Below are 22,238 nucleotides of genomic sequence, written 5' to 3'. Positions count from 1 at the left end.
TCACAATCCCGCTAAATAGTATTAAAAAAGAAAGGCCCGCTGGCATTTGCGATGCACTCGGGCCTTTGACTATGGACGGGAATCAATGCTATGGAGAGTTCGTGACAGGCACCCATCGGGATTAGCGGCAGAGTACATGGTGCATAAACGATAACAAACCTGCACCAAAAACACCGAAAAGGAATACCACATCACTGGTCAGGTCATTCACCACCTGAAGAAATACTACGCAGGATAAACCAAGGTTAGCGATTGACATAGATCGGAAGCGTGAACCAGAAACAGCTTCCTTCACCTTTCGTACTCTGAACCCCGATCTCGCCTCCATGGAGTTCCACAATCGATTGAGCGATGGCCAGGCCGAGCCCGGCACCTCCATTGCTTTTGCTGCGTGATTTGTCAATTCGATAAAAGCGTTCAAATATACGCGAAGTTTCCTCCGCTTCGATTCCTTCTCCTTCATCCGTAACTGAAATTCGTACAAACGGCCCCTTCTCTTCAGCAGCCAGAATGATTTTTCCTTCTATAGGAGAGTATTGAATGGCATTTTGCAGCAAATTGGAAAGGACCCGTTTCATTTGTGCAGGCATCATGAGTACGGCTGGTAATTTATCAGGCACATCAATTTCGACGTGAAGTGTTTTCTCCGCGAGATGAAACGAGAAGCTCTCTAACGTACTGAGCAACAACTCATCGACGTGACAAGGCTGAGGGTCAAACACCTCTCCTTGCGCTTCCAGGCTGGATAATTCAAACAAGTCTTGAATAAGTCCTCCCAAACGCTTCGTTTCAAGTCGTATCGTGTTCAGGTAACGTTGAAAGGTTTCTTTATCCTTAATAACATCATCTTCCAACGCTTCGACGAATGACTGAATGGATGCCAAAGGAGTCCGCAAATCATGGGAAACATTGGCGACCAACTCTCGTCTGGCGTTTTCTGAAAGATGCAGATGGTCAAAGCTTTCCTGCAACTTGGAACTCATCTCATTAAATTGCTGTGCCAGAAGCTTAAATTCCTGTGGACCGATGAGAGGGACTTCCGTATGGAAATCCCCTTCAGCAATTCTCATCGTCTTCTCTGTAATTCTCGCAATCGATTTCTCTAATGGCTTGGTCAGCAAATATTGAAGAATAAACGAAAGCAAGCCTACCCCTGCCGTTATAGCCGATAACCAGTACAGTTGTTCAATCGTAAGCAGCATTTTGGAATAACTGATAAACAAACAAATTAATAATACGCCAATGCCTGTGAGACTGGACAACACCAAGTATGTGCGAAGTTTCATGAACTGCCACCCGCAAACTTATACCCTATACCCCAAACTGTTTTAATATATTTTGGATCAGAAGGATTCTGTTCGATCTTCTCTCGTAGTCTCCGAACATGTACAGTCACCGTTGTTGTATCTCCCTCATAACTAAAATCCCAAATCTTGCTTAACATCTGGTTACGGGAGAACACCTGACCCGGGTGACTTGCCAGCAAATACAACATCTCAAACTCTGTAACGGTCAATTCAATGGCCTGCCCGCTGATGTGCACTTCACGCTTGGTGGTATCTATGGTAAGCCCTTCATAATTGATCGTATATTCAGATGTTGTAACAGGTGATGCCTGCGCAATTCGCATTCTCCGCAGAATTGCCTTCACACGTAAGACGAGTTCTCTCGGACTAAAAGGTTTGGTCAGATAATCATCCGCCCCCATCGTCAGTCCCATCAGACGGTCCTGTTCCTCACCTCGGGCCGTCAGCATTACAATGGGCACATCCTCAGTTTGCCGAATCTCGTTGCAGACTTCCCATCCATTCTTATGTGGCATCATCAGGTCGAGCACAATCAAGCTTGGCGTTTGGCTGTGCCACAGCTGAATAGCCTCCAAGCCATCCTTAGCCGTCACGACAAGATAACCTTCCCGTTCAAGATACCTGCGGCAAACGTCCGTAATATTTGTATCATCATCAGCAACAAGTACACATTCATTCAAACAAACCCACCCCATATTCCAGAAAATACATTTGAGCCAATCATATCATATGGTGATGGCGATGCTTAGCCCTTAAATTACTTCATTCCCATGGCTGGCATCATGTATTGTTGAATTACTGACTCAGCCGCATACGTATTCCCATCATGGATGACAGGCATCGATTTCAAATTAACTTGCATACCATCTACCATGATTTTCTTCGATCCAATCCACAATTTAATCGTTTTTCCCGCAGGCATCATCGTGTCTTCCATCATCATGTCATCATTCATCATTTTGTCGTCTTCCATCATTTTGTCATCTTTCATCTTCATGTCATCTTCCATCATCTTATCGTCTTTCATCATGCCGTCCATTTTGCCCATATACATCAAAGTCACAGATCTATCCTTGCCGTCCCACATAATGCTGTAATCATACATTTTCGCCGCCTGTCTCAATTGAACAAGTTCCATGCCATCCTTTTTAATCGTTTTCATATCTGCAGCACTTGCCAATCCAGAAAAGGCCATAGACATCATCAAAACCGCTGCTACCAACACTTTTTTGCTCTTATTCGTTTTCTTCATTCTGATCACTCTCCATTCGTTTATTACTTACATGGATTACAATAAGCAAGACAGCTTACGATTCTCTAAGCGAAGTATTACGAAACCATTACGATATATAAATGGAGTCAGGTTTCAATAAAAAAACGGTTGAATCTCTCTTACGAGAGAATCCAACCGTTTCTTCTAGGTTAACGAATAAAATTAATCATGGACTGCACCTTGATTGGTCCCGGATTCGATATCACATCATTAGACTGCAATCCTTCTCTGGACGTAAAGTGTACCTTTACCGGCAGGCCGGGAATCAGGTCAAAGAAGTTATCCGAGAATATACCCTCCACATCCGAAGATAGCCATACCTGTTTAGCAAGCACGTCACTTTCCAGTATCAGATGAACGCCGTTCTCATCCGTTCCCCCGCTTATACTGATGTTTGCATGCTGTAGGGTAAGATCTTTGGAAGGTACAAAATAGTGTTCCTGTACGATATTCGCCGCACCTTCCTGTCTCAGGTCCAGTCGCAGGAGCATGTTGGCTGAATCACGGCCTTCAAGCCACTCCGCGTTACGTAATGACAGCACGCGTTCTCCTGCATTTGGTGCCAAGGTCACGTCATGCATTTCATCACGGTATACCGTACCGTCGAACCCGATCAAACGAATCTGTAACTGACCTTTTACAGGTTGTAATTGATCCGAGATTACATATATATCTGTCGTATCTTCCTTGGTTCCGTCTACGGATACCAACACATCGCTGAAGCTGCGCTTTGCATAATATTGCAATGCTTTCCAACGACCAAGGTAGTCCATTCCTGCCCATGAAGCCACCGGCCAACAGTCATTCATTTGCCAGTAAAGTGTGCCCATACAGAATGGTTTGCGGCGACGGTGCGCTTCAATCGCTGTCTTCATCGCTTCCGCTTGAAGTACCTGGCTCATATACAGGAACGATGGGAAATCCTTCGATTCATGCATGTACATATCCATGTATTGTTTGATCAGACGATTGCCTGCCCCATTCTTCTGATGGGCGAGCATGACTTCCGATTCCAGTGCCAGATCCTCTTCTTCCGCGTACGTACGGACTGATTTGTACTCCGGGAAAGACTGGAATCCGTATTCGCTCATGAACCGACCCACATGCACATTGTAGTTTTCGAAAGGTTCTACATTGTGCCATACGCCCCAATAGTGAATATCACCTTCGGCTGTGGACGGGTGAGCATGCTGCTTCTCATCCCCTGACAGGGATACAAGTGGTGAAGAAGGCCAGTAATCCACACCTGGAGCATACGCTTCAACGACTTCTGGCAGCAGATCATGGAAGATGGCTTCGTAATCGGCCCAGATGCGTTCACGCTGCTCAGGAGTGAAATCCTTCTTCCAACCCCAGCCACCATTCTCAACATAGTGAGCCCAAGCCGAATCAATCTCGTTGTTCCCGCACCAGAGCGCAATACTTGGATGGTTGCGCAGACGTTTCACATTATCAATGGCTTCATGTCTCACACTGTTCAGGAACGCTTCGTCTCCCGGGTACATGCTGCATGCAAACATGAAGTCTTGCCATACCAGAATGCCGTATTCATCACACAGTTCATAGAATTCATCTTGCTCATAGATCCCGCCACCCCACACACGAAGCATATTCATATTGGACTCGGCAGCTGAGATAATCTCATGTCGATAACGTTCACGGGTAATTTCGGTGATGAAACTATCATTCGGAATATGGTTTGCCCCTTTGGCAAAGACCGCAACGCCGTTTAATTCAAAATAAAAGGATGCTCCCGCTTCATCTTTGTCACGTACCAAACGAATGGAACGAAGCCCTGTCTTCACTGTAGATTCAGCAACAGCCCGTTCACCTTGAAGCACTTCGGTAAGGAAAGTATACAGATGCGGATCACCAAGCCCACGGCTCCACCACAATTTTGGTTCATTAATGGAGATTGGAATCTCCACAGTTTGAGTTCCGGGTTGCAGCGATACTGATCGTTCCCATCTCTGACCGTCTGCACCGATACGAATGACTGTATCTACCGCTTGTGATGTCTCGACTTCCACAACAGCTGTTAATGAAGCTGAGGTAGCGCTTACTTCATTTTGCTGGACGTACACATCATTGATTCGTACTTGTGTCCAACCTTCAAGACGTGCTTCACGCCAGATTCCACTCGTTACAAAACGCGGACCCCAATCCCAACCATAGTGATACGGCGCTTTACGGGCAAAAATACTTACTCTTTTATCGCCAAGTCCGCCAACATCGGACTGATCATTGGATGCAGGCAACGCATATCCGAGCTTCTCCAGCTTCGGCAGGTCTTCCTGAATCGGAGACCGAAAACGTATTCGAAGAATATTGCCGTTCTCCTTTAATACAGCCTTTACATCTGCCTTCCATACCCGGAACATATTATCTGCGGATAATACATGCACCTCATTCACGTACACATCCGCATATGTATCCAGTCCATCAAACACCAGTTCCAGATGTTCCTGGGAGAACAACGCATCGGCCACGTCAAATTCCGTCTGATATTCCCAATCTATCTTATCAATCCATTGGACTTCCTTCTCGTTTGTTCCATAAAAAGGATCTGGAATCTTGCCCAGTTTCAGCAAATCTGTATGCACACAGCCGGGTACCTGAGCCGGCATCCACTCTTGATCTTCGCAAGCCTTGAACGTCCAATTCTGAAAAACCTGTGATTGTTTTGTGCTCATGACAGCCTCCATTGTTGTTAGAGTTGGTAATTAATATTTTGTTAGGTTTTGTTATTATAAAAACAAATAACTTACAAAACAAAATTAACACGATATGCTTCTTATAGTCAATCTGTTTTGTAATTTAATTTGTTAAACAATTGCTGCATATCAAAAAGACATGAAGCTCTAATTGCTCCATGTCTTTTAACTTAACTTATTTACCAGGATACTTGTCGTCACCATGATCCAATACGTTCCTACCATATCACTCTAAACTGGCGTTATATTCATCTCGAATAATTAATTCCGAATAGATCAACTTGCGTTCATAAGGTTCATCCGGATGCTGAATCCGCCACAACAATTGATCTACCGCTCTCGTACCCAGATTATCTTTGTTAATGTGCACCGAAGCAAGAATGGGCTCATCCGTCTGCGTATTGTCAAACCCGGTTACGGCACAGCGTTCAGGTACCTGAATGCCTCGGTTTCGAAGTGCTTCAAGCACGATAACAGCCGTATGATCATTCGCACACACAATGACTTCAGGGATGTCCTCCAGCTTCATTTCGGCAATGGATCTCCGAATCTGTTCGTACTCCGCTCCCAGCAAACCTTCTTGCTGTTCCCCTGCCAGCTGCTTCTCTTCCAGCACCGTACGATATCCAAGCCAGCGTTCTCGAAAACTTGCCGCGTCAGGCAGTTGCCCAGCAAACTGGAACCTTCTGTAGCCTTTTCCAACAAGCATGAGAACGAGTTCTTTCATGCATTTCATATTATCCGTAAAAACCGAGTCTGCGTATACGGCGGCGTCTTCATGATCTACCATGACCAGTGAAATACGTAGTCTGTAAATTTCCAGCAATACCGATGTCGAGATGGTGCCCACGGTAATGACTCCACTGATTGCTTCGGGATTAAGAACCGAGAACATTCGATCTGAAGAGGGTTCCGTCAGCGTTAAAATATCCATTCCCTTCTCATTCAACCTCTCAGAAATCCCGTCAAACACAGGCCCCCAGTACAAGGAGGATCGATTCTGAGAACGAATGTTGGGAAACAAAATCAATATGGTGCCTTGCCGCTTCGCTTCTGGCTTCATCTCCAATGACATCTGTGTCTCCAGCGCATAACGCTTCGGTTCGGTTCTAAAATATCCAAGCTGTCCCGCCGTTCTGACAATCATCTCGCGTGTATGCTCACTCACACCAGGCTTGCCCGTCAGTGCACGGGAAACTGCGAATTTGGACACCCCCGCAGCATCCGCAATTTGCTGCATGGTAACTCTTTTGGCCATCCTACTCACCCGTTTTCCCTGATTTTCCATTCAGTGTAGCATAAAAAACAAAAATCAACAAAACAAGGTTATGTTATTCTGATTTTGTTAGGTAGTCGATTATCTCTGTTACACTAGCTGTACGACATAACCAAAAAAGGCCCTTTCCCCACCTTCCATAGAAGATGACGAAAGGGCCTTGTCCCCTGATTATACGCCTGGTGCTCCCTGATCGCCGAGTTCCGACTGTAAAACAGGGCGTTTTCTGCGCCAGAAAATAGGCTGTGGAAGTTTGATCTCTGTGATCAGAACACCGACCAACATCAGCGCTGCTCCTGCATATCCTTGCACCGTTAGCGATTCCCCTTGAAAGGTAAATGCAAAGGCCGCTGCAAACAGTGGTTCGAGTGAAAAAATCAGACTTGTTCTTGTGGGAGAAGCATGCCGCTGTGCGAGCGTCTGCAAAATGTACCCCAAGCCACTACATAATACACCTAAGCCAAGAATCGCCGCCCAGGATTCAGCCGTATCGGGCATACGTGGCGTCTCCAGCATGAATGCAGCTGCAATTCCCCACATCGCTGCAACGCCCAATTGGACGGTTCCCAACGTTAACGGATCATGCTTCGGTGTGTACTTGCCAGCAATCATAATATAGATGGCATACACCAGTGCTGCAAGTATACACAGAATATCTCCCGTGTGCAGACTCAGCTCATGTTGAAGCGTCAGCAAGCCAAGCCCGGTAACTGCCACGAGGATGCTGAGCGTCAATCGTTTGTCCGGCATACGGCGATGCTGGATCGTTGTCAGAATAGGCACAAAAATAACCGCCAAACTAATGAGGAATCCCGCTTGGGATGTCGTTGTACGTTGTACACCATAGGTGATAAATACAAATGCAGCGAATAACGCTGTCCCCATAACGGCCCCTGCCACAAGTGTGCCACGATTCATATTATACAACCGCCGATGAAACAGAAGCCCTGCCGCAATAAAGGCAATTCCAAAACGGAATGCGACCAGATTCAGTTCTTGCATGGACTCCAGGCCCGATTTCATAAACAGATAGGATGATCCCCAAATGACCGTTGCGAGCAGCATCTGGATGTCCGCTCTTCTCGTTGCCTGACCTTGATTAACCTGTACACCATTCATCTTGCTTCAACCTTCATTCTATGTATTCTGAGCTGTGTGATCGTGCGTCAAACTAACTCGCCTTGGCAAGTATATACGATCTCTTTGCATTATAAAAATGAATATTTATAATAGATTATATGAAATAAACTCATGTATCCAAAATGGGAAGGAACGGAACTATTCATGTCACTCATCAAATATGAAATATTGAATACGGTCGTGGAATATGGCAGTCTCACCAAAGCGGCAGAAGCGCTGAATGTCACCCAATCCGCAGTCAGCCATGCCATCGCAAGTCTCGAGACTGAATGTGGTTTTTCACTCCTCCATCGCAGCCGCTCCGGCGTACGGGTTACCGCTGAAGGTGAACGCATTCTGGGATATACACGTGAGATTCTGCGCTGGACGGAACTGATGAACCAGGAGATATCCCTCATTCGCGGCGCCGAGATTGGTACTGTGCGGATCGGCACCTTCGCAAGTGTCTCCACGCAATGGTTGCCAGGCATCCTGAAACAATTTCGCCTGCGTCATCCAGGAATAGAGATCAAGCTGTGGGAGGGCGATTATGCTGAGATTGAGGGTTGGCTGGCTGGAGGTGCCATCGACCTTGGATTCCTGTCTCTCGGTGATTCATCGCCTTTTGAGACCATTCCATTACAAAAAGACAGGATGATGTGCATCCTGCCCCTGGATCATCCTCTCGCCTCAGAGGAGTCTGTTTCGTTTGATATTCTACTGAATCAGCCCTTTATATTGCCCAAATGGGGCGGAGACAATGAGATTGAACGACTGATCCGGCAGCATGCAGCCAAACTCAATGTCGTCTATGAAGTCGCCGAAGATCAAGCTATCATGGCGATGGTCCGGAATGGTCTCGGAATCAGTTTGCTGCCGGAAATGGTACTTCAAAATCATGCTGATGCACTCGCGCTCGTGCCACTAACTGGAGATCCTTATCGTACGATTGGCATGGCCTGCCCGTCTTTGGTTAATCTATCGCCAGCTACGCGGCGTTTCATTGAAGAGGTGCAACAATGGCTCGGCCCGGCTATGTAACTTTGGAGAACTCACTACCTGTCGTCATGATCGACTTTTTCTATCCGTTACTCACGTTACTCACAAATTGTATAACACCAAGAGTCAGCATCAGTACAAATATAACCGCAATCGTGATGCCAAAACCAATCAGGAAGCGCACGCCAGGTGAGCGTTTGTTCTGCTGGCTGCCTCCCAGGTTATCCAATTTCCGCTCAATTTGATCCAATCTTTCATTTACCTGTTTCAGATCTTGATTGGAGTTCATTCATCCATCTCCTTTTCTGTGTATTCGATCTATTCCCACATCCGATCCAGTTGATCTGCATAGTAACGGATTGCTCGGTTATAGTCATTGATTCTCTTATCACTGGATGTATCCGCAAGTTGCGTCAGCAATCGTTGCATCGCTTCTGCATGTTCCCCCAGATTGTAGAGCACCATCGCATAGAACACCTCAAATTCCCGGTACAATGGGAATTCTTGCAGCCCTTTTTCAAACCAAACTTTAGCCTGCCCATACTCTCCAAGCGTTCGATATGTACTGCCTAGTCCGAGTATTGCACCCGCTCTATCCTCACCAGAAAGCCCAAGACTCAGTGCCTTCTCATAATGAGGAACAGCCTCCCGCTCCAATCCAAGCGAATCATGTGCCCACGCTAACTGATACCAGACATTTGCATTCTCGGGTTCCTGGACTGTAATCTCTTGCAGAAGCTCAATCGCTTCCTGCACCTTGCCTTCTTGTCTCCATCGTACGGCCTGTTCCAAATCACTCATGCTGTCACTTCCCAACTTGCATTATAATTTCCACATATATGATTCAATTGTTTTATTATACCAAAAAAGCACACTGAAGAATATGTTTCAACAACTGAAGGTTGTCCAAACCCTATTCCATCGTGTGCTTTTTCATCCGGTGCAGGCTGTTAAAGCAGCCTCTCCCAAAATATTCTGTTCAGCACCTGATTATGACCATGTCGTATTAGCAACCATCACAATAAATACAAGCATGAGATAGTTCACCGAGATTAGAAAGTTCACTTTTGCCCACTTCTCATCATCCTGTGTCTTCAGTCCGCTAAGTGTATGCACGAACCAGATCAGTCCACCGAGCAGAGATACAATCAGAAATACCAGACCCACGTAGTCGTAGTAATACAACAGGAATACAGCAGGAAGCAGCAGAAAAACATAAGGAATCATCTGAAACTTGGTGCGTTTTACCCCTTTAACCACAGGCAACAAGGGGAACCCGGCAGCACGATATTCCTCTACCCGGCGAATACCCAATGACCAGAAATGTGGTGGTTGCCAGAGGAACAATAGCGCGAACAGCAACCAGGCTCCCGCATCAATTTCATTGGTTACAGATGTATAACCAATGACAGGCGGCATCGCTCCCGCAATTCCACCGAGCGACGTGCTCCACGTTGAACTGCGTTTCAACCACATCGTGTAAATCACGATGTAAGCGAACCATCCAAGCAATGCCATCCATCCTGATAACGGATTCACCAGGAGATACAGTACTGCTAGTCCCACAACACCAAGGATAATGCCATAGCCAAGTACAAACCCTGGCTTCAGATGGTTAATGTAATCCATCCTTTTTTTGGTGCGCTCCATCTTTTGGTCCAATTCACGGTCCCAATAATTGTTGATTACACAAGCTGAAGCAATAATTAAGGTTGATCCAATCACGACCAAGAGCAGAGTTAACCATGCGATATCCCATTTTGAAGCTACCCAGAACCCTACCGCCACCGCAAACACATTTAGCCGTAGAAGTCCGGGTTTAGTTAATGCAATCATGTCTTTAAGCATGAGGCTCCTCCTGAACTATGTAAAAACGCCATTCCAATAATGATACATGTACCTACCATTAATTACAATCGCTTTCATGAATTTGTCATAACCAAAAAGCATCCCTCACCGTTCCAATGAACCGGAGGAATGCTTGAATGATGAATTTCTTCTTATTTTATGGGATGTACTGCTGCACAATTTTGGTCACTTTTCCGTCCTGTACCGTCAGATGATATGGGAATACGGACAGGTCAAGAATACGGGTATTCTCATACAACGATTCGAACTTGGATAATGTCACAGGTTCATTCCACTGAATGTCTGCACCCTGCATCGTACCATCTCGATCATACAACTGCATCAACACTTCAGCATTGGCACTAACCTCAACCTGTTCCTGCTCTTTGCTGTCATTAACAATATAGTAACCATCTGGAGCACCGTCTATACCGGCTTCTGGATTGCGCTGTGCAAAAATCGCATCGGCTTCTTCACCCTGATACCAACCAATCTTGTCCACTGTCATAAACAATTTGCCGTCTTCCTTGTGCATACCTTCAACATAGGCTGTAAACATCTCGGAATTTGCAACCTGTGCTTCTTTGGCAGAAGGCTGTTGGGCATCCGCACTTTCTTGAGCATTCGCAGGGGTAAGCAAATATGTAGTCAGCACAATCATGCCAAGTAAAGCAACAACTGCACCGATCATTCGTAGTTTCCATTGTTTTGCCGCGTTCTTCATAGGTAACATCTCTCCTTAATATGAACGTTACTATTCCTTAACCGGAAGTCTTCCTTATCAAACGCTCAGGTGAACTATTAATTTCAACGTTCTCTCTTTTCCTATCATACTTGGAACAGCGAATATAAAAGTATCAGCCAGATTAAAAATAGTTACAATGAACGTCATTACTCCTGTCTGTCGTTTCCGTAAATGACAAGAACCCCTGAAAATCTCTCATTCAGGGGTTCTTGACTAGGATGTGTCTTTTAAACTCAGGCAAGTGATGGGTTGAAATATGGCCGTCTCCAACAATCGTGAAGGGTAAGCTGCCTATTCCTGACAAATGGTCCTGATGACTAAGGAACCGAGGACGTCTTATTCGGCCTTCTGGCGCTTCTTTTATTTTGTAAGGAACATGAGACACTTTATTATCCGAAATTTCCTGAAAATACGCTGTCAACGGCTGTTTCTAGCCATATAGCGTGTGTCAGATTCCTTAGATTGCTGCGAGACTCTCAAATCCCTGAATAAGGCGTCACAGGTTCGTTAGGCTCCCGCTCCCCGCTTCTCTCTGCCCTGCTCCAGACACGTTCACAGTTACGCTACGGTTTTTGGCAGATTTGAAGAAAAACGATAGTATTCTTTATGCTTACGCATAGAGTTAATTAATGATTGGTTGTGGAGCTCTGTGCCAAACGAACGAGCATATGAGCCAGCATGTGACGTTCATCTTCCTTGCCGACATTCCACAGTTCCTGAAGCAACTTTTCTTCACGGTTACGAGGCTCTTCGTTCGCAGCCAGATGGTCAGCTACTTTCTGGGCAATTTTAGCCATCTGCTCTTCGCTTAATCCGATTGACTCACCCATCGCAATTCGTTTACCCAGGTATTCTTTGAATGCATCAAAGTTCTGTAAAATCTGTTCTCTCTCTTCCGGTGCAATTTTCTCGATTGCATTGTCCACCTTGTCCGTTGAAACCTGACCATCTTTATGGATTACATGATTTTGTTCATTCATCTGAATAACCTCCTGTATATTAGTTGTTTATTGGTTTTAACCTTTAGACTTAATAATCAATTGGTTATCTATAATATAAACGTATTGCAGAAGTTTAATCAGCACGTTCAATTCTGTATATATCTTCTATGGTATGAGCAAGTACGCGTTTCAAAAGAACTACAGCGGTTAATCGTTTACATATGTGTAACGGTGTTTGGATATGTTAATGAACACCTTACACCTTACACCTTACACCTTATACAATACGAACCAGGAGGGATTTCCCATGCGTGATAAAACCAAACCTGAGAAGACAAAGGATGAACTTGAACCAGGCGTGAATACCGTGATCCATCCAGACAAACATAATCCCGGACCAACCGACATGATCGAAGGCGTGGTTGGCGATATCGTGGAAAATATCCGGAAGGATTTCTCCCATGACTCGAAGCACAAAAATTCTTCTTCTCATTCGTCCGAGTCATCGGATAAATGATTGTCCTTTTTCCAGAGGAAGTTAGCCCAAAAAGACCTCCCGTCATATTCATGGCTTGGGAGGTCTTTTTGGATCAACGAAAAATAGTATTCTAATTGTTCAAACTGAAATTTTATTTTGATGATGAACTCCACATTTAATCCTTTGTCATCTGCTGTAACGCCTTATGAATCCAGATCGCAGCAATGGAACCCTCACCCATCGCAACGGTTGCTTGTTCTGCGTGTAATCCCAGATCCCCGGCTATCCATACATTCGTCGCTGCCTGCAAGCTGCGCGAATCAGCCTCTACATGTTTATTATCTGCGATCACAGCTCCAAGCTGCTCTGCCAGTTCATAGTGTACCCGATTGCCTCCAAAAGCGATAAAACCTCGCTCAGACTCAAAGATCTGTCCATCTTCGGTCAGAATACCGGTGATATGGCCATCCTCAATCTGTTGCACTTCCTGAACAGCTGCTTCCAGATAACGAACGCCCGCCTCTTTCATGCTGCGGTGAAGCTCTGCAGAGATGGGGGCCTGCTCATGATTGATATATAACAGATCATTCGTACGCTGAATTAAAATCATCGCCATATTGGCACCTGCTTCGCCAGATCCCAATAGTACCGTACGTTGATCCTGAATCTCATAACCATCACAATCGGGGCAAACATAGACTGTTCGGCCAAGCGTCGGGGTTAATCCCGGAATATCTGGAACTCGATCCGTTAAACCCGTTGCCAATAACACAGTTTTGCTCCTATATTCAACTCCGGAAGTACCGAACAATTGAATCTTCTCTCCATGACGGCCTGCTTGCACAATACGGTCTTTCTCAAAAGATACACCCGTCCGCTCTGCCTGCATCCTGCCTCGGGCTCGGAGCTCTTCACCGGATACCCCATCGGGGAACCCGAGGATATTATGATACGTCCGGCACAGGGTTGATCTGCCTTCTCCCGCGTCGATGACCAACACCTGATGAGCTGAATAACGCCCAAGCTGAATGGCTGCCTGAAGCCCTGCGAGCCCTCCACCTACAATTATGCAATCAACCTCTCGCATGCTCCTTCTCCTCCTAAACTATAATATCGAACTAACAAGTATTTACACTGGTCACTCCGATGACAGAACAACCTTCCGATCGCTGTAATCCCCAGATTTTTTTTATCTTTTACAAAGGTTAAATCCGGTGATAAGCGTATGCTTTCGATACAGCTTTCTTTCAGAAAGCTTTAGGCGCACGCTTCGCTTCTTCAGCTTCGTTCTGTCCTCTCCGTTTTGTGTAAATGTTTAGTTCAATATATACTATTTGTCCTTCTATACATTAAACCGTTCAGCCAAGCTTAAACGATTCCTCATATTGCTTATCTTATACCAAAACAAACAGACCCAAACCATCCGGCTGTATCCCGGTCCGCTTGAGTCTATCCAATTCATGAATATTTAGAAGTTATACGATGCAAATCGCGAAGCATTCGAAATGGCGTTCCATACATCGGCTGTTTCGCCGCCCATATACCAGTAAGCCAGACCGGCAATCTGCCGTTGCTCACTCATCAACACTTTGGCCGATAACGAACGACTGTCCTCTGCCCATATATATCTTGTCATACCGTTACTGTTGTACCCAATCATATATTGAACCAGATTTGCATCCCATCGTCTTACAGATCCTGTGGCATGCGCGCGCGTTCCCTGTTCTGACAATGTAATGTCCCAAGAACTACTTGCCGGATTCACTGAAGACCAGTCTCGTGTATACAACGGAAGGGCCAAAATGGTTTTGGCACGTACCACCTCGGAGAGCATAGTATCCAATGCCCTTTCCACCCATGGAAGAGACGCCACGGATCCCGCTATCGGATCACCGTTCCAGTGTTCCTCGTATCCCATCAGCACCATATAATCCGACACAGCGCCCAGTTTGGCATAATCAAATGCATCCGTCCAATCTGTACCCAGGTCTGGTGATACATCCACAGACACAACTGCACCCAGTGCGTGCAATGTAGCCGTCAAGGAGGTCACAAATGCCGTTAACCCTTCACGATCCGCAGGATCAACATTCTCGAAGTCCACATTAATGCCGTCCAGTTTATAGGTTTTGACATAAGCGGCTACCTGTGAGATCACTGCCGCTCGGTTCGTTGAGCTGGATAACATCTGATGCGTAAGTGCCGAATCGGAACGATTCCCAAGCAATGGCCATAACTGCCTATCTGTGGCGGATGCCCAGGAGATCAGTGCCGGGTCCGCGTGATCCGTTACTTTCATACTGCTGTTCAGGAAAAACCAGCGTGGGACGAGCGTATTCACTTCAGACTGTTCCACCTGCTTCTTGAATTCAGCTGTCGTGGAATTATATTGCCAGCCCAATTGAACGCCGAGTTCATCTCCACGTTGTAACTGTTCAGACCATGTTTTCTTTTGTAAAATGGCATCAAGCATGACGGCTGCTTCTTCTCGCGTTACCTGATCATGCGGTCGGAACATGCCTCCGCTTCCCCGCATTAGTCCAAGCTGGTATACCGTCTGCACATAAGGACGTGCCCAAGCCGATATATCTGCTGCATCGAAATACGTTGAAGACAAAAGTGCTGTCTCTGCCGGTTGCTGTTTCAACATCCGAACAAGCAGCGCTGCCGCTTCTTCACGCGTAATGGACGCATTCGGCTGGAATGTTCCCTGACCCTTGCCTTCCAGAATGAAAAGATTCGTCATGGCCGCAACGTTGCCGTAATACCAGGCATTCATGCTGATATCCTGATAAGGATTGATATTATTTTTTACTGGCTTCAAACCTAGCAATCTCACCGCAAATGTCGCAAATTCTGCACGAGTGACGGCTTTCTTCGGTTCAAATGTAGTCTCTGACGTACCGGCAGCAATGCCTTTGTTCACCAAATGTGTAATGGCATCCTTGGCATAACTGGTACGGGTATCCTGAAACTGTTGCTGCACAGTGGCAGCCTTAACGGTTGTACTATAACCACACATCGATCCAAGTACTACTAGCCCGCATAAAGCCACTTTCCACACATGTTGGCTCGTAATATCTTTTAATCTATTATTCACATCAAAAAGCCTCGCTTCATTGGATTACGATCAACTATCATCGTATCAAATTGAAGCGAGGCCGTATGTGGTTAAATGTTGGGAAATGCGAAGCTTACTTGTGTACTTTTACGCGCTCTTCAATCGGTTGGAATTCTTTCTCACCCGGTGTTGCCGTTGGTTTACCAAATGGCATCTGAGCGATCAATCTCCAGTTCTCTGGAATGTTCCATTCTTGTTTCACTTTTTCGTCAATCAATGGATTGTAGTGCTGCAAAGATGCACCCAGACCTTCTTGTTCCAGAGCCGTCCAGATTACCAGTTGCAACATACCGTTGGATTGGTTAGCCCAGATCGGGAAATTATCTGCATAAGCTGCAAAGTTCTGTTGAAGCTGTGCGATTGCATTGTTATCTTCAAAGAAGAGAACCGTACCGTATCCACTACGGAATCCGGCCATTTTTTCAGCTGTGGATTTAAATGCTTCTTCATTACCTACCACTTCACGCAAAATTTCTTCTGTGTGATTCCATAATTTATCATGTTGTTCGCCGAGCAGTACTACAGCACGGGATGTTTGTGAGTTAAAGGAAGTCGGTGTATATTTCACCGCTTCTTCTACGATTTCCTGGATTTTAGCATCCGAAATTGTAGATTCCTTGCTGATTCCGTAATAAGATCTTCTGTTTTTCAACGCATCAAAAAAAGTAGTCATTCTTATTCGCCTCCCAAATTTTTTTCATTTGCCAACATAGTAACTATAATATAGTAACATACATTAGTCAACAAACTAATTTATTTTCACTAAATATACATTCACCGAAAATACTTCATCATTTCTCCTCAAACAGCCATTAACGTAATCCTTCACTCGCCTTTTTTGCGATAATCCGCCCGGTATTTCTCTTCGGTAGACGAGTTGCTTTTTGTTTGATCCTTGTTCTTCTCTTCCTTAGCCTCCATATTCAGATCTTCCATCGGAATTGGATCTACAGTCTGTTCTTCTTCATAACGGTCAAGCAGACTTTCGTGCTCTGTCTTATATTGTTCAGGATTGTCATGGGATTGTTCCTGACGGGTATCGTTGTTATTCTGATCCGGTGTGCGCTGTTTCATTCATATTCGCCTCCTCTGGTTTCATTACCTTTCTTTACCTGTTCTGCGTGTGCTCTAAACACAGTAATACGCATTCTCCGAACGAAAATCAACAAAAAAAGCCAACCAGACAAGCTGGTCAGCTTATAAGACTTCTATGATTGGCGATGCAATTGAGTACGGTACAGATCAGGCGAACATCCCACACTTTGTTTGAACATCCGACTAAAATGTGAAAGGCGTTTGAAACCGGACAATCGACTTGCCTCTGTCACCGTGATCTCTGGTTGGAACTGAAACAAAAGCTTGGCCTGATTGATACGACGGTCATACAGGTATTTGAATATCGTCAAACCTGTCATTTCCTTAAACATGCCTGCCAGATATGGCTTGGAGAGATGTAATTCCAGTGCCAAATCATCCAGACCAATATCCTTCATATAATGGGTATCCACATAACGAATAATATGCTGGACATGGCGCTCCTTCTCCGATGAGGGAAGTTGTTCTTCGACATCACCCTGGCAGATCTCTGCTACAAAATATAACAGATCACACAGTCTGACATTCATGCGCTCTTGTCTGAAATGGCTCTGACTCTGAGATAGACGATGAAGATCATGCAATAGAGCTTCAAATTCAGAGCGGCAATCCCCCGTCAGATTGACCCGGCAATTTCTGAGTTCTTCAAATGGCCTCAGGACCTCAACTATACGGTCAGCATGCAGGCTGCTGCGTATGGCAGACGGATCAAAATGCAATGTGCTTCGCTCATAAGTACTGCCAGGCTTCGGATGTGGCCGATGAAGAGTCAAGCCATGCATTAACACCAGATCACCCGGCTTCAGATTGTATACCCGGTCTCCTATAATATAAGTACATTCTCCATCATGAAAATAATAAATCTCATAATGTGGATGTGAATGGAATCCATCTGACTTGCCCGGGTTATATACAGTAGTGGAACGGTAACTATACTCTAGTGAAGCACTAAATTGCATCATGCTCGGCACATTCATGCACCTCCTGTTCGGAAGAGGGAAACGATTTGTGTCATGCCCCTGTAGGATATATGAAAGTGAAATTATAGAAGCTGTTTAATACTCTCTTGAATCTCGTCGATGGAGTCGATCGGTTCGAAACGTCTAACCACACGACCTTCTGCATCAATCAGGAATTTGGTGAAATTCCATTTGATTGCATCGCCGTGTAACCATTCTGGTGCTTTATCGGACACCATCAATTTCAATAGTTTGGCCTGTATATCGGTTTCATCAAAGCCGGCAAAAGGCCCTGATCTTTTCAAAAAGTCGTAGAGCGGGTGCGCCGCTTCTCCATTCACATCCAATTTGGAGAACATCGGAAATTTCACACCATAGTTAATCTGGCAGAAGGATTCTGCTTCCGAACTGCTTCCAGGCTCCTGCTCTGCAAACTGGTTGCACGGGAAACCAATAATCTGAAGTCCTTGATCCTTGTACTGGTCATACAGCTTCTGCATGTCATCAAACTGGTGCGTATATTTACATTTACTTGCCGTGTTTACGATGAGCACAGGTTTTCCTTCATATTGATAGAGTGGGAAACGCTCTCCACTGGTTCTGGTTACGGTAAAGTCGTAGATGGTTGGCATAAGTCTAGTGCACCTCGCGATAGTTATGTAGTCATACAGCATCATATGATTTTATATTATATACGAAGTTTGAACTATTGTATTGCGGAAAGATCGTTATTCTCCCTTTCAACAGAAAACCCTTCTGCCGCGAGTATCTCTTCGTTCAGCAAAAGGGTTATTTGATGGATTGCAGTGACAGCAGCTTCAGCCCTTCACGGCACTTCCGGCCACGCCCTGGATAATATAATGCTGCCCCACCAGGAAAACGATGATCATCGGAATAATGCCTGCCGTGGCAGCGGCCATCATGCCGTTGTAATCCACATTATTCTCCAGAATAAAGTTCTGCAGTCCGAGCGGCACGGTATACAGGTCTTTGTCGATCAGGAACACAAGGGCATTCTCATAGTCATTCCAGTGCCAGGAGAAATCAATAATAGCCAGTGTAGCCAGCGCTGGCTTCGCCAAGGGCAGAATCAGCCTGAAAAATATGCGCAGGTGACCGGCACCGTCGATGAACGCCGCTTCCGAAATCTCTGACGGCACCGACAGGAAGAATTGCCGCAGCATAAACACCCCAAAGATCGTGAACATTCCGGGCAGAATCAAGGCCCAATGGGTATTATAGATGCCGACCCATTCGAACATGAGGAACTTGGGCACAAAGAGCACCTGCGGAGGCACCATCATCATCGAGAGATAGATGAGGAACAGTGTCTCCCGTCCTTTGAATTGAATCCTTGCGAAGCCATAAGCTGCAAACGCCGAGAGAAATACAGCTCCGATCGTGCTAATTAGTGATATTTTCAACGAGTTCAGATAATACGTGGCAAAGGTATCCGCTCCGCTCCAGACTTTAATGTGATGCTCCCAGTTCAGGCTGGAGGGTATCCATTGGATGGGATAGGTGAATACGTCCGCAGGAGATTTGAACGACGTGCTAATCATCCAGATGAACGGCATAATCATCAGCAAAGCAAACCCGGACATCAGAAGTGTCAGTATGATTCTCCGAATCTGGGTCAAGGACTCCATGCGGACTTTACCTTTAGGTGCATGCGGAGCTGTGGGCTTCGCGTTCGCGGCAAGTGGTTTCTCCATAACGATCCCCTCCCTCCTTAATAGTGAACCCAACGTTTCTGTCCGATCCACTGCAATACAGTGAAGACCATGATGATGGCAAAGAGCGCCCAGCTAATGGCAGCAGCGTATCCCATCTCGTAATATCGGAAGGCATTCTGGTAGATAAAAAGCGACAACACCGTTGTACTGTTTCCCGGCCCACCCTGAGTAATCGCCTGAATAATGCCAAAGTTTTTGATCGTCATAATCAGTCCTGTAATCAGCAGCAAAAAGGTAGTTGGGCTCACAAGCGGCCAAATCACTTGACGAATGGTCTGCCAAGGGCGAGCTCCATCAATCTTAGCAGCCTCAACTAATTCCTCCGGAATCTCCTGCAGAGCTGCTAAATAAATAATCATGTTGTACCCCAGCATGAACCAAATCCAGATGATATCAATCGCATACATGGACCATTCAGTTGTCGATAACCAGCCAGGTGGGTTTGTAATACCGAGCCCTCGCAAAAAACCGTTAATCGGTCCCGAGGTTGGCTGGAACAGCAGCATCCAGACAAAGGCGATCGCAACGCCGCTAGTGATATAGGGCATGAAATAGAGGGCACGCAGTGTTTTTTGCCAGTACACCGATTTGTTCAATGCCACAGCCACGATAAATGCCAAACCCATTGATATTGGAACCGCTAACAGAAATACAAATGTATTTCGCAGCGCTACCCCAAACAGATCATCATTCATCATTCGGCGGATATTGTCCAGCCCCACAAAATGTGTCTCCGGGCTCATGAATTTGTAATCGGTGAACATGAGATAGAATGAATAGACAGCCGGTATAATAAAAAACAACAGCACACCAATCATATTGGGTCCAATAAACAAATACCCGAGCCTGCTCTGTCGTTTCATCCAGGATTTATGCATATGCTCCCCCACTCCTTAACATCTGTTCTGGAATTAAGCATAACAAGATGTCCTCCAATATTTAAGGAACATAACCCTGTACCTGATATCACAGATTTATGTATTTTGTCAGTCCCTTACGGAAGGATAACAACATGGAATTGTTCTATTTTCTTTAGGCCGGATAACCTGGCTAATGTCATATCTATAATGCTTTTTTTCGTCTATTGGTCTAATGTTTATATTAAGAAGAAAAAAACCGCCCCCTTGGGGACGGTCTTCGGACTCATTGCTTTTGCATTCTATTGATTCTGCTTCAGCCAGTCATTATGGCGTTTGACCATGTTCTGTACCGTAACTTCGGCAGTCTGGTTACCAAGGAAGAACTTTTCATACTCCTGTGCACGCAGATCGACCACCTCTTGCGCAATACTGCGGACAAACGTAGGTGTCTTGTCACCGTACAACACAAATTCCAGTGACTCTTTGTCATAAGAATCGGCATGATCACCGAGCAGATGATCAATGGCAGTCTGTTGATCAACCGCATTCGAGGAAGGCAGACGTCCACCGGCAGCCATCGGCATCATCCCTCCATCGGCGTACCATTTCAGGAACTCCCATGCGGCTTCTTTATTTTTCGACTTGGAATTGATCGCGATAAAGTCACCAAGTCCTCCGCTCTTCACCATATCTGCTTCCTGTGCAACCAGTCTCGGTACCGGAGCAAAGGCGATTTTCCAATCCCGTGGGAACTCGGTCATGTTGTTCGACGTGCGAATCAGCCACTCCCCAATGTTAATCATGGCGGACTCACCACCAAGGAACATGTTCTCCACCGGCATTTTGGAAGTTAACTGCTCACCGAGTGGAGGCGTAGTTGCATCCTCTTTCATCATTCCATTCAATGTCTCCAGCCATTTGGTAACAAGCGGATCGTCGAGATTGGAAGTTCCGTCCGCCTTAACATAGCCGTTCTTGACCAGTACAGAATCGAGCGGGTCCACATAGGAAGCGGTATGCTGCACCAAGCCGTACTTGAAACCGGTATTCTTCAGCTTGAGTGCATATTCACGGGCCTCATCCCAAGTCCAGGCCGTTGGTACGCTCAGTCCCGCTTGATCAAGCGCTTTCATATTTAAGGCGAAAAAGGCCGCATTTTTCTTGGTGGGCATACCGTAATATTTGCCGTCTACTTTCCACGAAGCCGCATCTTCTCCCATTTTCTCGTCAATGTTGTAGTCCGTGAACTCACCGAGATCCAGTGCTGTCCCGCCCTTGATGCGTTTATCGAGATTCGTCAGGGTGTAATTGACATATAAGTCAACGTTCTGTCCGGTGGACAGCGCCGTATCCAGCTTCAGGTTACCGTCGTCGTCATTCACAAACCGCACATATTCCACCTGAATGTCAGGATGATCTGCATTCCAGGTATCCACGACTTCCTGTGGACCATTCTCAGGCGGCACCGCGCCCCACATGGTAAGCTTCACTTTTCCCGCTGCTGCTCCACCACCGTTGTCCCCACCGTTCGTCTCATTTTTACCAACACAGCCGGCAAGCAAGCCCAGCATCAGCGCACCAACGATTAACCCGGTTAATCCTTTTCTGATTCTCATCTGGTCACATGACCTCCCTGAATTGAAAGTGTACCTTCCGTTACATCGTAGCAGGGACCTTGCTGGGTTCATAAGATACATATCCATGATTCGGATTGAACAAAAATACGGATTTACCCTTCCTTGTTTAAACACTCGGGTACACATATTC

The 22,238-nt window shown here is 45.8% G+C and carries 22 protein-coding genes; 2 read left to right on the top strand and 20 right to left on the bottom strand.

Annotation, left to right across the window (positions count from 1 at the left end):
• Positions 1–245: 245 nt before the first annotated feature.
• The 6 genes from NKT06_RS12275 to NKT06_RS12250 all read right to left on the bottom strand — a co-directional run bounded on the left by NKT06_RS12275 (position 246) and on the right by NKT06_RS12250 (position 7,689).
• The gene (locus NKT06_RS12275; RefSeq protein WP_253434296.1) at positions 246–1,286 is read right to left on the bottom strand and encodes a HAMP domain-containing sensor histidine kinase; all 1,041 of its coding nucleotides are present in this window, start codon (positions 1,284–1,286) and stop codon (positions 246–248) included.
• Entirely contained in the window at positions 1,283–1,987 is a 705-nt protein-coding gene (locus NKT06_RS12270) for a response regulator transcription factor (protein ID WP_253434293.1), read from the bottom strand. Before NKT06_RS12270 ends, NKT06_RS12275 begins: the two co-directional genes overlap by 4 nt.
• A 77-nt stretch (positions 1,988–2,064) precedes the next feature.
• Positions 2,065–2,559, bottom strand: a complete 495-nt coding sequence (locus tag NKT06_RS12265) for a stalk domain-containing protein (protein ID WP_253434290.1) — start codon at positions 2,557–2,559, stop codon at positions 2,065–2,067.
• Between the two features lie 170 nt (positions 2,560–2,729).
• On the bottom strand, positions 2,730–5,273 hold the full coding sequence (locus NKT06_RS12260; RefSeq protein WP_253434287.1) for a beta-mannosidase: 2,544 nt from the start codon (positions 5,271–5,273) through the stop codon (positions 2,730–2,732).
• A gap of 247 nt (positions 5,274–5,520) precedes the next feature.
• On the bottom strand, positions 5,521–6,552 hold the full coding sequence (locus tag NKT06_RS12255) for a LacI family DNA-binding transcriptional regulator (RefSeq protein WP_253434283.1): 1,032 nt from the start codon (positions 6,550–6,552) through the stop codon (positions 5,521–5,523).
• Between the two features lie 189 nt (positions 6,553–6,741).
• Positions 6,742–7,689: a DMT family transporter gene (locus NKT06_RS12250; protein WP_253434280.1), complete on the bottom strand. Its 948-nt coding sequence runs from the start codon at positions 7,687–7,689 to the stop codon at positions 6,742–6,744.
• A 165-nt stretch (positions 7,690–7,854) separates the two neighbouring features.
• On the opposite strand from NKT06_RS12250, the gene NKT06_RS12245 reads away from it, so the two are divergent.
• The gene (locus NKT06_RS12245) at positions 7,855–8,730 is read left to right on the top strand and encodes a LysR family transcriptional regulator (RefSeq protein WP_253434277.1); all 876 of its coding nucleotides are present in this window, start codon (positions 7,855–7,857) and stop codon (positions 8,728–8,730) included.
• Positions 8,731–8,770: 40 nt separating this feature from the next.
• Here the strand turns inward: NKT06_RS12245 and NKT06_RS12240 are convergent, their stop codons facing one another.
• The 5 genes from NKT06_RS12240 to NKT06_RS12220 form a co-directional block, all read right to left on the bottom strand.
• A complete protein-coding gene (locus tag NKT06_RS12240) occupies positions 8,771–8,977 on the bottom strand; it encodes a hypothetical protein (protein ID WP_253434273.1) in 207 nt (68 codons plus the stop codon).
• Between the two features lie 29 nt (positions 8,978–9,006).
• Complete coding sequence (locus tag NKT06_RS12235; protein ID WP_253434270.1) at positions 9,007–9,489, bottom strand: tetratricopeptide repeat protein; 483 nt, start codon at positions 9,487–9,489, stop codon at positions 9,007–9,009.
• A gap of 189 nt (positions 9,490–9,678) precedes the next feature.
• Entirely contained in the window at positions 9,679–10,536 is an 858-nt protein-coding gene (gene cyoE / locus NKT06_RS12230; RefSeq protein ID WP_253434267.1) for a heme o synthase, read from the bottom strand.
• Positions 10,537–10,693: 157 nt separating this feature from the next.
• Positions 10,694–11,260 (bottom strand): hypothetical protein, encoded by a 567-nt coding sequence (locus NKT06_RS12225; protein WP_253434265.1) that lies wholly within the window; start codon positions 11,258–11,260, stop codon positions 10,694–10,696.
• 647 nt (positions 11,261–11,907) lie between these two features.
• Complete coding sequence (locus NKT06_RS12220) at positions 11,908–12,261, bottom strand: DUF3243 domain-containing protein (RefSeq protein ID WP_253434262.1); 354 nt, start codon at positions 12,259–12,261, stop codon at positions 11,908–11,910.
• A 268-nt stretch (positions 12,262–12,529) separates the two neighbouring features.
• Here NKT06_RS12220 and NKT06_RS12215 point away from each other — a divergent pair, with 268 nt between their 5' ends.
• Positions 12,530–12,739: a hypothetical protein gene (locus NKT06_RS12215; RefSeq protein WP_253434259.1), complete on the top strand. Its 210-nt coding sequence runs from the start codon at positions 12,530–12,532 to the stop codon at positions 12,737–12,739.
• Positions 12,740–12,875: 136 nt separating this feature from the next.
• On the opposite strand, the gene NKT06_RS12210 is transcribed toward NKT06_RS12215, so the two are convergent.
• From NKT06_RS12210 to NKT06_RS12170, 9 genes are all read right to left on the bottom strand, one after another.
• Positions 12,876–13,787, bottom strand: a complete 912-nt coding sequence (locus tag NKT06_RS12210; protein WP_253434256.1) for an NAD(P)/FAD-dependent oxidoreductase — start codon at positions 13,785–13,787, stop codon at positions 12,876–12,878.
• Positions 13,788–14,168: 381 nt separating this feature from the next.
• Positions 14,169–15,800, bottom strand: coding sequence for an S-layer homology domain-containing protein (locus tag NKT06_RS12205; RefSeq protein WP_253434253.1), 1,632 nt, complete (start codon positions 15,798–15,800; stop codon positions 14,169–14,171).
• Positions 15,801–15,894: 94 nt separating this feature from the next.
• Entirely contained in the window at positions 15,895–16,494 is a 600-nt protein-coding gene (locus tag NKT06_RS12200; RefSeq protein WP_253434250.1) for a nitroreductase family protein, read from the bottom strand.
• A gap of 152 nt (positions 16,495–16,646) precedes the next feature.
• Entirely contained in the window at positions 16,647–16,895 is a 249-nt protein-coding gene (locus NKT06_RS12195) for a hypothetical protein (RefSeq protein WP_253434247.1), read from the bottom strand.
• Between the two features lie 134 nt (positions 16,896–17,029).
• Complete coding sequence (locus tag NKT06_RS12190) at positions 17,030–17,893, bottom strand: AraC family transcriptional regulator (protein ID WP_253434244.1); 864 nt, start codon at positions 17,891–17,893, stop codon at positions 17,030–17,032.
• Positions 17,894–17,958: 65 nt separating this feature from the next.
• Positions 17,959–18,507, bottom strand: coding sequence for a glutathione peroxidase (locus NKT06_RS12185; RefSeq protein ID WP_253434241.1), 549 nt, complete (start codon positions 18,505–18,507; stop codon positions 17,959–17,961).
• Positions 18,508–18,693: 186 nt separating this feature from the next.
• Positions 18,694–19,590, bottom strand: a complete 897-nt coding sequence (locus tag NKT06_RS12180; protein WP_253434238.1) for a carbohydrate ABC transporter permease — start codon at positions 19,588–19,590, stop codon at positions 18,694–18,696.
• 17 nt (positions 19,591–19,607) lie between these two features.
• A complete protein-coding gene (locus tag NKT06_RS12175; protein ID WP_253434236.1) occupies positions 19,608–20,489 on the bottom strand; it encodes a carbohydrate ABC transporter permease in 882 nt (293 codons plus the stop codon).
• 281 nt (positions 20,490–20,770) lie between these two features.
• The gene (locus tag NKT06_RS12170; RefSeq protein WP_253434233.1) at positions 20,771–22,087 is read right to left on the bottom strand and encodes an ABC transporter substrate-binding protein; all 1,317 of its coding nucleotides are present in this window, start codon (positions 22,085–22,087) and stop codon (positions 20,771–20,773) included.
• Positions 22,088–22,238: the final 151 nt, after the last annotated feature.

This window comes from Paenibacillus sp. 1781tsa1 (assembly GCF_024159265.1).
In the GTDB taxonomy this organism is placed as follows: Bacteria; Bacillota; Bacilli; order Paenibacillales; family Paenibacillaceae; genus Paenibacillus.
This window is presented reverse-complemented; position numbering and strand designations above follow the sequence as displayed.

Excerpts from the sequence above, each read along its gene's own strand:
- NKT06_RS12275 (WP_253434296.1), bottom strand. The coding sequence starts at position 1,286 with ATGAAACTTCGCACATACTTGGTGTTGTCCAGTCTCACAGGCATTGGC.
- NKT06_RS12265 (WP_253434290.1), bottom strand. The coding sequence starts at position 2,559 with ATGAAGAAAACGAATAAGAGCAAAAAAGTGTTGGTAGCAGCGGTTTTG.
- NKT06_RS12260 (WP_253434287.1), bottom strand. The coding sequence starts at position 5,273 with ATGAGCACAAAACAATCACAGGTTTTTCAGAATTGGACGTTCAAGGCT.
- NKT06_RS12255 (WP_253434283.1), bottom strand. The coding sequence starts at position 6,552 with ATGGCCAAAAGAGTTACCATGCAGCAAATTGCGGATGCTGCGGGGGTG.
- NKT06_RS12250 (WP_253434280.1), bottom strand. The coding sequence starts at position 7,689 with ATGAATGGTGTACAGGTTAATCAAGGTCAGGCAACGAGAAGAGCGGAC.
- NKT06_RS12245 (WP_253434277.1), top strand. The coding sequence starts at position 7,855 with ATGTCACTCATCAAATATGAAATATTGAATACGGTCGTGGAATATGGC.
- NKT06_RS12240 (WP_253434273.1), bottom strand. The coding sequence starts at position 8,977 with ATGAACTCCAATCAAGATCTGAAACAGGTAAATGAAAGATTGGATCAA.
- NKT06_RS12235 (WP_253434270.1), bottom strand. The coding sequence starts at position 9,489 with ATGAGTGATTTGGAACAGGCCGTACGATGGAGACAAGAAGGCAAGGTG.
- cyoE (WP_253434267.1), bottom strand. The coding sequence starts at position 10,536 with ATGCTTAAAGACATGATTGCATTAACTAAACCCGGACTTCTACGGCTA.
- NKT06_RS12225 (WP_253434265.1), bottom strand. The coding sequence starts at position 11,260 with ATGAAGAACGCGGCAAAACAATGGAAACTACGAATGATCGGTGCAGTT.
- NKT06_RS12220 (WP_253434262.1), bottom strand. The coding sequence starts at position 12,261 with ATGAATGAACAAAATCATGTAATCCATAAAGATGGTCAGGTTTCAACG.
- NKT06_RS12215 (WP_253434259.1), top strand. The coding sequence starts at position 12,530 with ATGCGTGATAAAACCAAACCTGAGAAGACAAAGGATGAACTTGAACCA.
- NKT06_RS12210 (WP_253434256.1), bottom strand. The coding sequence starts at position 13,787 with ATGCGAGAGGTTGATTGCATAATTGTAGGTGGAGGGCTCGCAGGGCTT.
- NKT06_RS12200 (WP_253434250.1), bottom strand. The coding sequence starts at position 16,494 with ATGACTACTTTTTTTGATGCGTTGAAAAACAGAAGATCTTATTACGGA.
- NKT06_RS12195 (WP_253434247.1), bottom strand. The coding sequence starts at position 16,895 with ATGAAACAGCGCACACCGGATCAGAATAACAACGATACCCGTCAGGAA.
- NKT06_RS12190 (WP_253434244.1), bottom strand. The coding sequence starts at position 17,893 with ATGAATGTGCCGAGCATGATGCAATTTAGTGCTTCACTAGAGTATAGT.
- NKT06_RS12185 (WP_253434241.1), bottom strand. The coding sequence starts at position 18,507 with ATGCCAACCATCTACGACTTTACCGTAACCAGAACCAGTGGAGAGCGT.
- NKT06_RS12180 (WP_253434238.1), bottom strand. The coding sequence starts at position 19,590 with ATGGAGAAACCACTTGCCGCGAACGCGAAGCCCACAGCTCCGCATGCA.
- NKT06_RS12175 (WP_253434236.1), bottom strand. The coding sequence starts at position 20,489 with ATGCATAAATCCTGGATGAAACGACAGAGCAGGCTCGGGTATTTGTTT.
- NKT06_RS12170 (WP_253434233.1), bottom strand. The coding sequence starts at position 22,087 with ATGAGAATCAGAAAAGGATTAACCGGGTTAATCGTTGGTGCGCTGATG.